This window comes from Pseudomonas sp. S1_E05 (assembly GCF_056337105.1).
In genome coordinates, this window is sequence record NZ_JBFRHM010000001.1 from 1223210 (window position 1) to 1238709 (window position 15500).

Consider the following 15500-nt stretch of genomic DNA (forward strand, 5'->3'; position numbering starts at 1 on the left):
ACGGTGCTGGTTTTTTTGTGCTGATGCGCCGTCAGAGCGCGGGCTCACCAAAACCGACTTCCTTTTTGCCATAGCGGCGAACACGGATGTTGGCTTGTTCCGCGTGCCCCACGAACCCTTCCATCAGGCACAGTCGCGAACAGTATTCGCCGATCTGGGAGGACGCTTCATCGGTGAGGATGCGCTGGTAGGTGCAGGTCTTGATGTACTTGCCGACCCACAGGCCGCCGGTATAACGCGCCGCCTTGTTGGTCGGCAGGGTGTGGTTGGTGCCGATGACCTTGTCGCCATAGGAAACGTTGGTGCGCGCTCCCACGAACAGGGCGCCAAAATTGGTCAGGCGCTTCATGAAGTAATCGTCGTCATGGGTCATGATCTGCACGTGCTCGGAGGCGTACTCGTCCGAATACCTGACCATCTCTTCGTAGTCTTCACAGAGGATGATCTCACCGAAGTTTTCCCAGGCTTCGCGGGCGATTTTCTGGGTGGGCAGCTTGACCAGGAGCCGCTCGATTTCCTTGAGGGTTTCCAGTGCCAGTTCGCGCGACGTGGTCAGCATGACGGCCGGAGAGTCCACGCCATGTTCGGCCTGGCCCAAGAGGTCAGTGGCACACAGCTCGCCATCCACCGAGTCGTCGGTGATCAGCAGGGTCTCGGTCGGGCCGGCGAAGAGGTCGATGCCCACGCGGCCAAACAGCTGACGTTTGGCTTCGGCCACATAAGCGTTGCCCGGCCCCACGATGATGTCCACGGGGTTGATCGACTCGGTACCGATTGCCATCGCGGCCACTGCCTGGATACCGCCCAGGCTGTAGATCGCATCCGCACCACCCAGGGCCTGGGCCGCGACTATGTAGGGCGCAGGTTTGCCCTGGAAAGGCGGAGCGGCGGTGGTGATGTTCTTCACACCGGCCGATTTGGCGGTGACGATCGACATGTGCGCGGAGGCCAGCAGCGGGTATTTGCCGCCTGGTACATAGCATCCGGCGGCATTCACCGGAATGTGCCGGTGACCGAGAATCACGCCCGGGATGCTTTCGATTTCAACATCCAGCAGGGATTGGCGTTGGGCGTCTGCAAAGCGACGCACCTGCGCCTGGGCGAAGAGAATGTCGTTGTATTCACGCTCGGTCAGCCTGGCCACGCACTCTTTGATTTCCGCGTCGCTGAGGCGATAGTCCGCCCGATCCCAGCCGTCGAACTTTACGGAGAGTTCACGTACTGCGGCGTCGCCGCGCTTTTCGATATCCAGCAGGATGCGGGAAACATCGCTTTTGACCTGTTCGTTGCGTTCTACCTGCTGTGCGGCAGGTTTCGCTTTTTTTATCCATTGAGCCATGACATCACCTCGATCGGGCGCAAACAATTTATTCGGTTTTTGGGCAGCACGAGCCGGCGCACGCAATCATGCAAATGTGCGTGGTGAGCAATAAGTTGTGAGCGCTACGATTTCCGCTGCTTCGAAAAAAATACAGCGGGGAGGGTGGGTGAACAATTTCTCACCCGAGCGACAGTTGACGCAAAGTGACGCAGAGTGAATTTATCGCTGACGCAAAAAAGCGGCCTTGCGGGCCGCTACTGACGTGTTGGACATCTAAGTTGATCAGACCGGGTCGATCGAGGCCGTCCCGGAACCCAGGTAGTCCACCACTTCCTTGGGGATGGTCGGATCGTCCGGAGACAACACGGTGGCCCGCTTGATATGCGCTTTCTTGATGAACCCCTTGCCCACGAAGTTCATCGCGACTTTTGCCGCCACTGGCTGGCGAACCATGGTCGCGGCGATCCCGCTGGACACGCCAAACACGTATTTCTTGGCGTTACGGCTGACCGCCGCCAGGTTGGTGAAGGTGATCTCATTGCGCTGGATCGTTTCGAAGTCGACGCAAAAAATGCGATTGGAGATCAGGAAGCTCAAACCGTGGTACTTGAAGTGGTAGTCGATCTTGCCGCTGCCGTCCTGGTTGGGAAAGCGCTCCAGGTAATAGTGCATCAGTATTCCGTTCTTCTCGTAGATGCAGAACACTGACCTGACGATCTTGCCCTTGTAGATGGAGGAGTAGTGATAACGCTCATAGACGCCCGTCAGGTCGCTGATATCGGCGTCGTTCTCCATCAACAATTCGTTGATGAACAGCAACATCTTGGGTGACTGGACCAGGTTGCGGAACAGGTGGAAGTGGCCACCCTCGATCATCGAGCGGAAGTCGTTGGGGTGGGTGTAGAGAATATCGATGCTCAGCCCGAAGAAGCCTGCAATGGCCCGCAGGTTCGATTTCGAGGGCTGGTGAGTGCCGGCCAGGTACTTGTTGAACTGTTGGCGATTGATGCCGACACGGCGGCACATCTCCGAAACCGTGCCAACCTGCTCGCATAACATTTTCAGGTTCTCTTGGAAATTCTCTTGGTTTTGCATGGCATCTATTCAGTCGTTTGCGAGCAGTGGGGCAGTCTAGGGGCATTCACCCCAACCCGGCAAGGCGCGGTCCTGCGGGCATCAAGCGCTGGCATGAAGGACATGAAAGGCGCCTTTTTCACCGATCATGATAGCCATCGCGTTGGTATTGCTGGAGCAGAGGTTGGGGGCAATCGAGTTATCGATCACTCGCAAGCCGTCGATACCCCGCACGCGCAGGTGCTTGTCGACCACGGCATTGTCATCCTCGCCCATCCGGCACGTGCCCACCGGGTGAAGCGCGCCGTGGGCGGTTTGGCGGACGAAGGTGCGGTAGTCGTCTCGCGAGCGCAGCGCCTTCGCAGGGACGAACTCGCGGCGTATATGCCGGGCGATTGCGCTCTGCGCCATGATGTGGCGGCCATATTCCACGGCCTCGGCCAAGCAGTCCACGTCGTACGGGTCTTGCAGGTAGTTGGGGCGGATGAGCGGTTTTGCACCGGGATCTGCGCTGCGCAGTGCTACGCTGCCGATGGAACGCGGTCTGGTCTGGCAGACGTTCAGGGTGCAGCCGTTTCCACCCGGTACCGAATCGACCCCCGCTTCGACGCCTGCTCCGGCCATGAAGCAGTACTGCGCATCCGCCCGTCCTTCGGCAAGGGACGTGCGCCAGAACGCACCGCCTTCGACGATGTTGGAGCTGGCCGGCCCGTTCCTGAACAGCAGGTATTGCAAGCCTGCGTAGAGCTTGTGGTGCAGCTTTTTGTATTTGTCGTAGCTCAGGGCGGTATTCAGTTCGCTGATCAGCGACACCTCAACGTGATCCTGCAGGTTCTGGCCCACACCTGGGAGGTCGCAGTGCACCTTGAGGCCGTGCCCGGCGAGCGCATCCGCTGCGCCAATACCGGACAGCATCAACAACCTGGGGGAGTTGATGGCACCCGCGCATACGATCACTTCGCTGTCGGCCATCAGGTGCTGCACCTGGCCGCGACGCTGGTATTTCACACCCACCGCGCGACCTTGGCTGATGATGATCTGCAACACCCGGGCCTGGGTAATCACCTCAAGGTTCGCCCGCACCCTGGCGGGCTTGAGATAGGCAACGGAGGTGCTGGAGCGACGACCGTTACGGGCGTTGATCTGATAGAAGCCGCACCCGTCCTGAGTGCCGCCATTGAAGTCCGGATTGAAGGCCATGCCCGCCTCCTGACAGGCTTGCACCCAGAAGCGCGCCAGTGGATGGGTGTAGCGTTGATCACTCACCCCCACTGGCCCTGCCACGTTGTGACAGGCGTTGTTGAAGCGATCGTTGGCCTCATGTTTCAGAAAGAACGGCAACACGTCCTGGTACGACCAGCCGGCAGCGCCCGACCGGCTCCACTGATCATAATCGGCAGGCTGCCCGCGCAGGTACACCATCGCGTTCACCGTCGCGCCGCCGCCCAGCACCCGCGCCTGAACCATGCCCGGATTGGCGGGGCCGATGTAGTCCGGCGGCGGTTGCCAGGGATAGTGTTCCACCAGCGCGCCCTGGCTCGTCTTGTAAAACCCCACCGGCAAATGGATGTAGGGATTCCAGTCACTGGGTCCTTCCTCCAGCAACACCACCGAAGCATCAGGGTTCTCGCTCAGCCGGGCCGCAACCACGCAACCCGCCGAGCCGCCACCCACCACTATGTAGTTCACCAACGCATGATCCTCCTCACGGCACACAGGCGGTCTTTGAGGCGCAGGATGCGCCTCGAAGAACCTTCAGGCGGCCACCACCACAAAACTGTCAGGCCGGCACGTCAGCGTCACCGGTGTACCCGGGGCCATGGTGTGGCTGCCGGGTGTCGGCAGTTGCTGGCATTTGAGTTCCAGGTCGCTGCCGCCCACGGCGACGCGGTAGATCACCCGATTGCCGATGAAGGACGTGTCCTTGACCGTGCCGGCGAAAGCGCCGTCCAGCGTTGCGCCCGACGAAGGCGACAGGACGATGGTTTCCGGCCGGATCGAGACATTCACCGGGCCACTGTTCAACGCGACCTTGGGCAGGTGGGCGTATTGGCCGAACGGCAGTTTCACCTTGCCGGGGCCTGAGCCTTCGTGTTCGTAAACACCGTCGACGATATTGGTATCGCCGAAAAACCGTGCGGCGAACAGCGTCTTGGGTGCCCAGTACATTTCCTCCGGATCGCCGATCTGCTCGATGCCACCCTTGTTCAGCAGCACCACACGATCGGAAAGGATCATGGCCTCGTCCTGGTCGTGGGTGACGTAGACAAAAGTGGTGGAGGACTCTTCGTGGATGCGCTTGATCTCGTTGAGCATGTGGTGACGGATCTTCAGGTCGAGCGCGGCCAGCGGTTCGTCCAGCAGCAATACGGCAGGACGATTGACCAGCGCCCGCGCCAGCGCGACCCGCTGCGCCTGGCCGCCGCTGAGTTCGGAGATCCAACGGTTCTTGAAGGTGCTCAATTGCACCAGCTCCAGTACCCGGGACACTTCACGCTTGATCTCATCTTTGGGCGTGCGCTTGAGGCGCAGGCCGAAGGCGACGTTGTCGAACACGTCCAGGTGCGGGAACAGCGCGTATTTCTGGAACACCATGTTCACCGGCCGTTGTTCCGGGGGCAGCCGGGTGGCGTCCTTGCCGTCGATCAGCACCTTGCCGGTGGTCGGCGTTTCAAAGCCGGCGATGATGCGCATCAGCGTGGTCTTGCCGCAGCCGCTTGGGCCGAGCAAGGTCAGGATTTCGTTTTTGCGCACGTTGAGGTCGAGCTTTCCAAGCGCGGTGAGATTGCCGTAGGCCTTGGAAATTCCGGTCAGTTCAATGCTGTTGATGGACATGGTTCATTCCCCTGTGCGTTCGAGTTCGATGCGCCGACGGCGCATCGTCATTACCAATCCAGCGACCCCGATGATTGCAATGGTCATCACCAGCATGATCACGGACGCGGCGTTGATGCTTGGGTCAACGGCGCGGCGGATCATCGAGAGGATGAGTAGCGGCAGGGTGGTATCGGTCCCGGTGACGAAGACTGTGATCAGAAACTCGTCCAGCGACAACGCCACGGTCAGGATGGCGGCGCCGGCGATGGTCGGGCCGATGATGGGCAAGGTGACCAGCCAGAAAGCCTTCAGTGGCGTAGCGCCGAGATCCCGTGCGGCTTCTTCGAAGGACAGGTCGAAATACTCCAGGCGCGAGCGCACTGATTCGACGAAGAAGGGCAGGGTAAACAAGGTGTGACCGATGATGATGGTGAGCAGAGAACGCGGCAGCCCGATCAGCGAAAACAGGATGACCAGCGCGATACCCAGGAACAGCCCCGGCATGGCGATGGGCGCGAAATTGAGGAAGGCGAACGTGGATTTCGCCTTGCCTTTCATGCGCATCAGGGCCAGCGCGGACAACGTCCCGAGCAAGGTGGTGAAGAGCGCCGAGGCGCCCGCCACAATCAGGCTGTTGCCCAGCGCGGTCCTGAAGTCATAGCTGTTGAAGATGGTTTCGTACCAGCGCAGCGAAACGCCTTCGAAAGGCAGTGACAACGACGGTGTCGAGTGAAAGCTGAACAGCACGATCAGGCCGATGGGGGCATACAGGAACAGCATGTAGAACCAGGTAAATAACCGGGCCATTTTCATTCTCCGGGGGGGCAGCGCCCTGTTTGTCAGTCGTGATAACGCTTGCCGGGCGCCAGGTTCATCGAACGCATGAACACCAGCAGGGCGGCGTAGACCAGCATGAAGACCATCAGCAGGAGGTAAGCCATGGCCGCACCCAGCGGCCAGTTGCCCACGGTGCGGAACTGGTTGGCGATCAACAGCCCGGTGGTCATGGCATCGCGGCCGCCGAGCAACTGTGGCGTGACGTAATCCGCGGCGGCGAGCACGAAAGTGAACATGAAGGAGCTGACGATGCTTTTGTGCGCCATGGGAATGATGACCTTGCGGATGGCCACCGAGCCGCTGCCGCCCAGGTCGGCGCAGGCTTCCAGATAGTCCTTTTTCACATCACGCAAGCCCGACACCAACAGCAACAGGGTGAAGGGCAACATGATGTGGACCAGGGTGATGACCACCGCGAATTTGTTGAACACGATCCAGTCGATGGGCGTGTCGATCACGCCCCACTGCATGAGCGAACTGTTGATCACACCGGTCGAGCCAAGGATGGTGCGCCAGGCGTAGACCCGCACCAGGTAGCTGGAGAACCAGGAAACCAATGCCAGGTAGAGGATCGCGTTGGAGCGTGTTCGGTACACGATGTACCAGGCCACGGGCGCGCTGAGCAGGGTGGACAGCGTGGCGGTCCAGAAGCCGTTCTGCATGGAGATCCACAGCGAGTCGTAGAAGCCGCTGGCCCCCAGCACACGAGCGTAGTTGGCCAGCGTGGCAGCGGGGATCATGGTGAATGACCGCGACAGCCAGAAACTCGAAACGAACAGCAGGACCGCAGGGATGATGAAAAAGACCAGCAGGAAGGCGAACGGCGCCCCGGCCAGGTAAAAGGGGGTGAAGCGTTTTCTGTCGGCGTTCCCTGAGGGTGTCGAGTCACAAGCGTCCGTGCTTGCCAACTTGCTTTGATTGATGACGTTCATGATACAGACCCATTGCAGCAGGTAGTGGGATGCTTGCCAGGCATGCGGACTTCGCTTACTCGATTGATCGTTTTTCCCGGCGTCCCGTGTCGGGGTTGCGCCAGGGCGTGTGCGCCCTGGCCAAGGGTGTGGCTCAAAGGAGCCTTTGAAGGCGGCCCATTGATCCACCCACTCTGCGTAAGTCACGTATTGCTCAGAGTTCAACGGCGGTACGCCATAGAGCTTCGACTTCTTGAAGACCGCGTCGAGATGGTCGTAGTCGAACAGCTCTTTGAGCTCGGGCCTGAGCAGCGGGATGGCCTTCTGGTTGGTGACGCCTGAAAACATCGACCAGGCCATTTCTGCCTGTATCTGCGGTTCCAGCATCTTGTTGACGTATTCCAGCGCCAGCGGCACATCCTTGGCTGTTTGTGGCACGAACAGCGCATCGCACCAGATGGCGGCGCCTTCCTCGGGCACCGACAGGGCGGTTTTCACCCCGCGCTTCTGCGTTTCCAGGACACCCTGCGCCGAGAGGGAAAACACCGCGTCGACTTCACCGGAAGCCAGCAGCGAAACGGCGTCGCCCACCGAGGCGGCAAACACTCGGCACTGGTCTCGGTAGGGCTGCAGTTTTTCGAACGCATCGGTGAATTCGGCGCGGGTCAGGTTCGGGTATTTGTCGCCGTAACCGGCGATGATCGCGATCAGGCTCCAGGTGGAAAGCGAGTCGTCGACAAAGGTCAGCTTGCCCTTGAGTTTAGGGTTGAGCAGGTCGCTGTATCGGGTGGGTTTGTCGATTTTGGCGACGTTGTAGACAATGGTGTTCATACCCCAGAGCAGCGGAATACCCCACTGTTTGCCGTCCCAGAACCATTGAGCGCCCTTGTAGAACAGCGGCAGGGTGTCATTGGCGTTGTAGTTGGAAATCCGCGAGGCGTCGATGGGGGAGAGGATGCCCATGTCCCGGTAGATGGCCTCATAGCCCAGGGCGTACATGGTCAGGTCGAGCTGTACCGGATTGCTGCCGGCCAGACGTGCGGTGATGTCATCCTGGGTGGCGGCGTAGCTGGAGCGCACGGTGATGTCGCGCTGCTTGCGCCAGGCTGCGAGTTCGGCGTCGCCGGTCTCGCCCTCCCAGCCGAGGATCTCCAGATGGCCCGTCGCGGCGAAGCTGTTCGGTGCCCACGAACTGATGTACAGCCCGGCAGCGGCCGCCGCCGAGCCAAGCATGAACGAGCGGCGATTAAGGGTGACATCACCAAAAAGTGTTGTCGTCGTTTTGGAAGGTCCGGCCTTATCTGATTCGTGCTTCATACAGATGTCCTACTCGTGTTGGGGATGAAATCGATCGGAAACACGCCACCGCCACGGGGGGCGAAGGCCGCAGTTACAGGTACGAATTGGGCAGAAGGAGAAAGGCGCAGCGGGGCGATGTTGCGAGCCGGGCGCTGGGAAAGACGGACTGAATAGTCCTCCCACCCATGCACGTGGCTTGGCGTCGCAGGGTGGCCGGGTTGCACAGGGTTTCGCGCCGCGGGATCCGCAGGAAAAACACACTGTGCGCCCAGCGCTTGACAGGCTCGGCTTATTGTTTTCATGAGCCGAGTATCGAACTGCAAACAGACGCGATCAATTTCGCATGAAAGGGATATCTGACGCAGTCTGACGCACAATCAGCTGTTAACGATCGCGGGTCGTACGAGCCATCAGTCATGAATTGCGTCAGTTCGCGTCATGTGCCGACGGCTTGCGAAATTGAGCGCTGGGCAGGGCGGGCTGATACTCGGGGTACAAGAGTGTCAGTCCGAGACCGTGAGATGCCCAATATAACGAGCGATATTCCGAGCCCCGCCAAGCTCAAGGTCGGCATGATCGGCGGCGGCGAGGGCGCTTATTTTGCGTCGCTGCATCGGGCGGCGATGCGCCTGTCCAATCGTTATGAACTCGTCGCGGGGGTGTTCTCTTCACACCCTGAAAAGTCCCTCGTGGCCGGCCATGCGCTGGGCGTCAGCCACTCGCGGATCTACGCCAGCGCTCAGCAGATGGCCAGTGCTGAAGCCGGTCGGGCCGACTCCATCGATGCCGTCATTATCGTCACCCCCAACCACCTGCATTTTGAAGCCTGCCAGGCGTTCCTGCGCGCCGGGATAGCGGTCATCTGCGACAAGCCGCTGGTGAACGAAATCTACCAGGCGAATGAACTCAAACGCCTGGCCGCCGAGCGCAATACGTTCTTTGCGCTGACCTACACCTATCAGGGTTATCCGATGGTGCGCGAAGCCCGTCGCAGAATCCAGGACGGTGCCATTGGCGAGGTCAGGTTCATCCAGGTCCAGTACTTGCTGGAGTGGCTGGCGCCGGGCGTGGAATCGCTCAACGCCAGCCTGGCCTGGCGTGGTGAGCGCGACAAGGCAGGCATCAGCAGCGTGGTCGGCGACATCGGCACCCATGCGTTCAACCTGATGGAATTCCTCACCGGCCAACGCGCAACGGCGCTGAGTGCGACCTTGAGCAACAAGGTGCCGGGCTGGCCGATGGACGACAACTGCGTGGCCCAGTTCGAATTCAGTCAGGACATCGAAGGCCTGATGTGGGTGAGCTTCGCGGCCCCCGGGCATCGCAATGGCCTGACGTTCAAGGTGATTGGCAGTCGAGCCAGCCTTGAGTGGTCCCAGGAGTCGCCCGAACTGCTGCACCTCAAGCCCGTGGACAGCGCGGAGCTGATCCTGCGTCGCGGGCAAGCGGACAACCTTGAAGCCCAGGCCTTTTCGAGCCTGCCAGCCGGCTGCAGCGAAGGGTATCTGGAGGCCCTGGCGATCCTCTACCAGGATTTTGCCGTGGCCATCGCCGCAGGCGATCGCGGGCCGGGCGCGTTGCGGGTGCCGGTTCCGGACCTGGAGCAGGGCTGCCGAGGGGTCGAACTGGCTCACCTGTGCTTCGAATCGAGCACCCACAGAAAGTGGGTCAGGTTTGCTCGCTGAGTCGAGCTCAATAAAAACAAACGCGAGTTACTCGGGAGAGTTGTAAATGGCCGTGAATGAATTTGCCCTGCACTGCACCGTGGCGCGCCACGGTACGGTGGCGCTGGATGTGAACCTGGCGAAATCCGTCGGGTTTACGGCGCTGGAACTGTCAGCAACCAAGCTGCACAAGTACTTCGACGCCGGTTATTCGCACGATGATCTCAAGGGGTTGCTGGCCGGCCTGTCGGTGCCGGGTCTGGGTTATCTGCGCGATATCGAGCGGACCGGCGCACTGCACGCGCAATTGATGGAAGACGCCCAGCAGTTGTTTTCCATGGCCGTTGCCGCAGGTGCAAAAGGGGTTCAGGTGCTGACCGGACCGATCGATGTCCAGGCCGTCATCGATCATCGCGATCGCCGCCGGTCCAGCGCGTATGCCGGTTTGCTGGGGCTGGAGCTTGAAGAACAGAAGCGCATTACCGCCAGCAATCTGCGAGCGTTGGCCGATCTTGCTGCCCAGTTCAACCTCACCCTTTACCTGGAGGCCCTGGCCTGGACGCCTCTCACCGGGATCACCCACCAGATCGAGTTGATCGACCGAGCCGACCGGCCCAACGTCAAGATGGTGATCGACTTCTGGCATTGCTACACCTCGGGTGACACGCCCGACACCGTTGCACGGATGGACAAGCACTACCTCTATGGCGTGCATGTGTGCGACTCGCTGGCATTCAACGGCGGCATTCCCAATGAAGACATTCTTCGCGACGTGCCCACCGGTGAAGGGGTTCTGGACCTCAAGGCGTGGGTTCAGGCAGTCAAGGCCACGGGTTACCAGGGGTGGTGGAGCTGCGAGCTGTTCTGTCAGAAACAGCATCAGGCGGACAGCTTCGAGGTCGCCCGCAGCCACTTCAAGTTGCTCAATGAGCTCGTCAACGGTTAATCGGTACTGGAATTGAACATGGTTGATTACATAGTCGTGGGTGGCGGTTCCACAGGCTGTACGCTCGCCGGTCGGTTGAGCGAAGACAGCGCGACGCAGGTGGTGTTGTTCGAAGAGGGGCCACGTGATCTCAACCCTTATATCCATATCCCCGGCGCCTACTACAAAACCGCGCAGGGCGACCTGCTCAAGCGTTATCAATGGGAGCCCACCGGTTCGCAATCGCGCAGTGAGCCGCCAACCATGGTCCAGGCCAGGGTGCTCGGTGGTGGCAGCTCGGTCAATGCCATGATCTACATTCGCGGGGTACCCGAGGATTACGACGGCTGGGCGGAGCAGGGCGCGGTTGGCTGGTCTTATCAGGAGGTGCTGCCGTTCTTCAAGAAGGCAGAGAACAACGACACCTTCAATAATGAGGTGCATGGTACAGGCGGCCCGCTGGGGGTGTCTTACCCGCCCTATATCCACCCGTTGTCGAGGGTCTGGCTGCAGGCCTGCCAGGAATACGGCCTGCCTTACAATCCGGACTTCAACAGTGGCAAACCCGAAGGGTGCGGCTTCTACCAGATCACGTCGCGCAACGGCGTTCGCAGCAGCGCGGCAGCCGCTTATATCCGTCCCGCCCGTGGTCGCAAGAATCTGTCGGTCAGGACCGGATGCAAGGTCGAGAAGATCCTGTTCGAAGGCCATGTGGCCAAGGGCGTCGTCTACACCGAAAAGGGCGTGCGCAAGGAACTGTACGCCAACAAGGAAATCATCCTTTCGGCGGGCGCCATTGCCACGCCGCAACTGCTGATGGTATCGGGCATCGGACCCGCCAGGCACCTCGAGCAGCAGGGCGTCAGTGTCGTCAAGGACCTGCCTGGCGTGGGCCAGAACCTGCAGGACCACATCGAGATATCGATGGTCTACGAGCTGACCGGTCCGCACAGCTACGACAAGTACAAAAAACCGTTGTGGAAGGCCGCGGCGGGCTTGCAGTACGGTCTGTTTCGCAACGGCCCGGCGGCGTCCAACCTGATCGAGGCGGGCGCATTCTGGTGGGGGCAGAAGGAAGAAGCGACACCGGATATCCAGTACTTCATGGTGGTGGGTGCGGGGATCGAAGAAGGCGTTGATTCAGTGCCCGGCGGCAATGGCTGTACGATCAACTTCGGTCAGATCCGGCCCAGGTCCCGAGGATTTGTCGAGCTCAACGGTCGCTCCATGGACCAGCCGCCGAGAATCGTCCCCAACTACTTCGCCGATCCGTACGACCTGGATGCGCTGGTGGAGGGCTTCCGGATCGCCGACCAGATCATGGAGCAGTCGGTATTCAAACCTTACATCGCGCGCCGTCACGTACCGGCGCCACAGGTGAAAAACCGTGAGGAAATCGCGCGGTTCTGTGAAGAGATAGCCCACGCCGCGCTTCATCCTTCGGGCACGTGCCGAATGGGCACCGATGCGCACGCGGTGGTTTCGCCAGAGCTGCGCGTGCACGGCATCGAGCGCCTGCGCGTTGCCGACGCGTCCATCATGCCGACCCTGGTCTCGGGCAACCCGAATTCGGTGTGCATCATGATCGGCGAAAAACTCGCGGACATGATCCGGCGCAATCCGTAGCCAGTCACGCGCAGGGGGCGAGTGCATCGCCCTCATCACCCTGCTGACTCCAAACATCAATAATATCGAGGTAGCTGCCGTGGCATTGTCCATCCGAGCCAGGATCGTCCTGCTTCCCGGTGTCTGTTTGCTGGCGGTCATCGTGTCTGTCGAATTCTTTAACATTCGTCAGGCGTATCAGAACAACGCCCTGGTTTCCGAAGCCAGCCAGCGCATGCTGGGTGACTCGGTGGCGGCCTTGCTGCTCGCCAGAGCGGGCGAGCAGGGGCGCTCCTTTGCGCTGCAGTTCAGCGCCAAAATGGCCACGGTGGTCTCCCTGGCTGAGCAGGTCTCAACCCTGCGCGCGATTTCCATACGTCGCGCAGGCCAGGCGCAAGACCTGCGAGACGATATCGGGCGTTTCGTCCAGGCGGCCTATACCCAGCACCCCGATGCACAACAGCTGTGGATTGCGTTCGAGCCGAACCTTCTGGACGGCCAGGATCAACGGTTCATCAATGATGCCAGGCACGGCAGTAACGAGAAGGGGCGCTATGGCGTCAACTGGAACCTGCAAGGTCAATCAGAGCTGGCCTATCCCATCGCCGACTCGGACTTCACCCAGGATGCCCCCGGCCCGACCGGCGAGCCCCTCAACAGTTGGTATCTGTGCACCCGGGACAGCGCCAAACCCTGCCTGAAAGATCCCTACACGGACCTCAATGCCAGGAATCAACCGCTGTTGACGGCCCTCTCGGTGCCCGTCATGGACGGTGAAAAGCTGCTCGGAGTGGCCGGCATGGACATCCCGCTGGCCACGTTGCAGGATGAAATCGAGAAGGCCCAGGCCGGTCTGTTTGGCGGCGCCGGGCGAACCTCCATCATTTCCCCCAGCGGCACGTACGCCGCCAGCGGCAGATTCCCCGAGGCGTTGGGCAAGCCCATCAGGGCGTTCCTGGGGGACGACAGCGAAAAAGTGATGCAGGCGATTCGTTCCGGCCAACCGGCCGTCATCGAGTTTTCCGGCGAGGTCCACGCCATTTACCCCGTGCAGCCTGTCCAGGGCGTGGCGAATTGGGGCGTCATCGTCGATTTGCCGCGCGAGGTGCTGCTGGCCGACGCCGTGGCGCTTGGCCGTCAACTGCAGTCCAGCCAGCGAGACGCCGTGTTGGTCAGTATCGGCGTTGCCGTGGTCGCGGCGCTGCTGGGGTTGCTGCTCATTGGGTTCAGTGCAGGCAGCGTCACTCGACCAATCGATGAGGTCGCGGCACGGCTGCGCGAAATCGCCACGGGGGACGGCGACTTGCGTAGCCGATTGGGTTACGCCCGACGTGACGAACTGGGCAACCTGACTGCCTGGTTCAATCGGTTCCTGGACAAGCTTCAGCCGACGGTGGCCTCTCTCAAGGAGAGCGTGGTCACTGCGCGCAGCAATGCCTCGCAAACCGCCGACATCGCCCGTCAGACCAGCAACGGCATGCAAGTCCAGTTTCGCGAGATCGACCTGGTCGCCACGGCCTCCAACGAGATGAGCCTGACCGCCCATGAAGTGTCCCGAAACGCCACCGGCGCTGCGGGGGCCGCGCAAGAGGCAGACCGCTCGGCGCAGGCCGGCAGGCTGATCATCCAGAGAAGCACGGACTCGATTTCGGCGCTTTCGCAGGAGCTCGAACGAGCCGAACAGCAGGTGGACCGACTCGCCCAGGGCAGCGATCAGATTGGCAGCGTGCTGGAGGTGATCCGCTCCATTGCCGAGCAGACCAATCTGCTCGCGTTGAACGCGGCCATTGAAGCGGCCCGTGCGGGGGAAAGCGGTCGAGGGTTTGCGGTGGTCGCCGATGAAGTCCGGGGTCTGGCTCAACGGACACAACGATCGGTGGAAGAAATCCGTCAAGTGATCGAGCAGCTTCAGGGCGGGACCCAGGCCGTTGTTGCCGGCATGCACAGCAGCCGGAGCAGGGCTCAGGAAAGCGTCGATGCCTTCGAATCGGCGGTGCAGGTGCTGGACAGCATCGGGCAATCGATTTCCACGATCACGGAAATGAACCTGCACATTGCCAGCGCGGCTGAAGAGCAGAGCGCCGTTGCAGAGGAGCTCAATCGCAATGTCGTGGCAATCCGCACCGTCACCGAGGCCTTGACCGATCAGGCAGATGACTCGGCGCGTGCAGCGGCGCAACTCAACGAACTGACGCAGGAGCAACTGGCGTTGGTAACCCAATTCAAAGTGTGATGACCCATACAAGGTGGTGGCTATGCGCATAGAGCAACTGACAGTTAAAGGTGAGGGTAACGGTTCGGCACAGTTGGAGGCACACGCCGTCGTGCTTAACGCCGGGCCGCAGACCGATTGGTTTTTTCATCCGGCGGGGGCGTCGCGGCGAGACAATGTCATTGCCGCATCCATGACGATTGAAGATGCCGTTTTCACCCTGTCTGCCAAGGTCCGCGTGGGCTTTTCATCCGCGTTCGATGCCGGTGCCCTGTTTGTCCAGGTCGATGAAGACAACTGGGCAAAGCTGGCGTTCGAGCAATCCGGAGCCGGTCTGCCGACCGTGGTCAGCGTGATTACCCGAGGGGTTTCGGATGACGCAGATGGGCCGTCGATCGACAGCGACACGGTGTGGCTGCGGGTGCACTGCGACGGTCAGACGCTGGCCTTCCACTTTTCCGTGGACGGCGTCTATTGGCGGTTCCTGCGCTGGTTTACGCTCCCCGGGATCGCGCTCAGGCCCTTGCGAATCGGCTTCGGCGCCCAGGCGCCGACCGGCGAAGGGTGTGTGGCGCGGTTTACGGACATCGGTTGGAGCTTGCAACCGATCGTGGATTTTCGAGATGGGAGCTAGCACAGCGCCAGGTCGGGGCGGCGTTGCCTCTTCAGGAGGGGCATCGCTCCACTTGTATCAGCCGCATCGCTACCAGACACCGCGTGCCTTTCTGGCCACCATCTGGATGACTTTATTGGCGAGTTGGACCGCTACCGACCTGGCCCGCTTCTTTGCGATCCAGCAGTGGCCGGGTTACTGATTATGCCTTTCGTAAGGTCC

11 protein-coding genes and 1 pseudogene are annotated in these 15500 nt (G+C 60.8%); 6 read left to right on the top strand and 6 right to left on the bottom strand.

All coding sequences use genetic code 11. From position 1 onward, the window contains the following. Window positions 1–31: 31 nt before the first annotated feature. From hisD to AB4N33_RS05715, 6 genes are all read right to left on the bottom strand, one after another. A complete protein-coding gene (gene hisD, locus AB4N33_RS05690) occupies window positions 32–1339 on the bottom strand; it encodes a histidinol dehydrogenase (RefSeq protein WP_460124079.1) in 1308 nt (435 codons plus the stop codon). A gap of 264 nt (window positions 1340–1603) precedes the next feature. After that, on the bottom strand, window positions 1604–2416 hold the full coding sequence (locus tag AB4N33_RS05695; RefSeq protein WP_460141584.1) for a helix-turn-helix domain-containing protein: 813 nt from the start codon (window positions 2414–2416) through the stop codon (window positions 1604–1606). An 81-nt stretch (window positions 2417–2497) separates the two neighbouring features. Next, window positions 2498–4087, bottom strand: a complete 1590-nt coding sequence (locus AB4N33_RS05700; RefSeq protein WP_476456671.1) for a GMC family oxidoreductase — start codon at window positions 4085–4087, stop codon at window positions 2498–2500. 63 nt (window positions 4088–4150) lie between these two features. Then, a complete protein-coding gene (locus AB4N33_RS05705; protein ID WP_460124088.1) occupies window positions 4151–5230 on the bottom strand; it encodes an ABC transporter ATP-binding protein in 1080 nt (359 codons plus the stop codon). Window positions 5231–5233: 3 nt separating this feature from the next. Further along, window positions 5234–6019: an ABC transporter permease gene (locus tag AB4N33_RS05710; protein ID WP_460141586.1), complete on the bottom strand. Its 786-nt coding sequence runs from the start codon at window positions 6017–6019 to the stop codon at window positions 5234–5236. Between the two features lie 32 nt (window positions 6020–6051). Next, on the bottom strand, window positions 6052–8277 hold the full coding sequence (locus tag AB4N33_RS05715) for an extracellular solute-binding protein (protein ID WP_476456672.1): 2226 nt from the start codon (window positions 8275–8277) through the stop codon (window positions 6052–6054). A gap of 503 nt (window positions 8278–8780) precedes the next feature. Between AB4N33_RS05715 and AB4N33_RS05720 the strand changes: the two genes are divergently transcribed. The 6 genes and pseudogenes from AB4N33_RS05720 (at window position 8781) to AB4N33_RS05745 (ending at window position 15299) form a co-directional block, all read left to right on the top strand. After that, window positions 8781–9944 carry a Gfo/Idh/MocA family protein gene (locus AB4N33_RS05720; RefSeq protein WP_476456673.1) on the top strand — a complete coding sequence of 388 codons (1164 nt, stop codon included), beginning with the start codon at window positions 8781–8783 and terminating at the stop codon, window positions 9942–9944. A gap of 46 nt (window positions 9945–9990) precedes the next feature. Then, window positions 9991–10869, top strand: a complete 879-nt coding sequence (locus AB4N33_RS05725; protein WP_476456674.1) for a sugar phosphate isomerase/epimerase family protein — start codon at window positions 9991–9993, stop codon at window positions 10867–10869. Between the two features lie 18 nt (window positions 10870–10887). Continuing rightward, window positions 10888–12474: a GMC family oxidoreductase gene (locus AB4N33_RS05730; protein ID WP_476456675.1), complete on the top strand. Its 1587-nt coding sequence runs from the start codon at window positions 10888–10890 to the stop codon at window positions 12472–12474. Window positions 12475–13432: 958 nt separating this feature from the next. Further along, window positions 13433–13828: pseudogene (locus AB4N33_RS05735) on the top strand (HAMP domain-containing protein); the annotation flags it as partial. A 102-nt stretch (window positions 13829–13930) separates the two neighbouring features. Further along, a complete protein-coding gene (locus AB4N33_RS05740) occupies window positions 13931–14686 on the top strand; it encodes a methyl-accepting chemotaxis protein (protein ID WP_476458783.1) in 756 nt (251 codons plus the stop codon). Window positions 14687–14708: 22 nt separating this feature from the next. After that, the gene (locus AB4N33_RS05745) at window positions 14709–15299 is read left to right on the top strand and encodes a DUF1349 domain-containing protein (RefSeq protein ID WP_476456676.1); all 591 of its coding nucleotides are present in this window, start codon (window positions 14709–14711) and stop codon (window positions 15297–15299) included. The last annotated feature ends 201 nt before the right edge of the window (window positions 15300–15500 follow it).

Excerpts from the sequence above, each read along its gene's own strand:
- hisD (WP_460124079.1), bottom strand. The coding sequence starts at position 1,339 with ATGGCTCAATGGATAAAAAAAGCGAAACCTGCCGCACAGCAGGTAGAA.
- AB4N33_RS05715 (WP_476456672.1), bottom strand. The coding sequence starts at position 8,277 with ATGAAGCACGAATCAGATAAGGCCGGACCTTCCAAAACGACGACAACA.
- AB4N33_RS05705 (WP_460124088.1), bottom strand. The coding sequence starts at position 5,230 with ATGTCCATCAACAGCATTGAACTGACCGGAATTTCCAAGGCCTACGGC.
- AB4N33_RS05695 (WP_460141584.1), bottom strand. The coding sequence starts at position 2,416 with ATGCAAAACCAAGAGAATTTCCAAGAGAACCTGAAAATGTTATGCGAG.
- AB4N33_RS05710 (WP_460141586.1), bottom strand. The coding sequence starts at position 6,019 with ATGGCCCGGTTATTTACCTGGTTCTACATGCTGTTCCTGTATGCCCCC.
- AB4N33_RS05730 (WP_476456675.1), top strand. The coding sequence starts at position 10,888 with ATGGTTGATTACATAGTCGTGGGTGGCGGTTCCACAGGCTGTACGCTC.
- AB4N33_RS05720 (WP_476456673.1), top strand. The coding sequence starts at position 8,781 with ATGCCCAATATAACGAGCGATATTCCGAGCCCCGCCAAGCTCAAGGTC.
- AB4N33_RS05725 (WP_476456674.1), top strand. The coding sequence starts at position 9,991 with ATGGCCGTGAATGAATTTGCCCTGCACTGCACCGTGGCGCGCCACGGT.
- AB4N33_RS05745 (WP_476456676.1), top strand. The coding sequence starts at position 14,709 with ATGCGCATAGAGCAACTGACAGTTAAAGGTGAGGGTAACGGTTCGGCA.
- AB4N33_RS05740 (WP_476458783.1), top strand. The coding sequence starts at position 13,931 with ATGCAAGTCCAGTTTCGCGAGATCGACCTGGTCGCCACGGCCTCCAAC.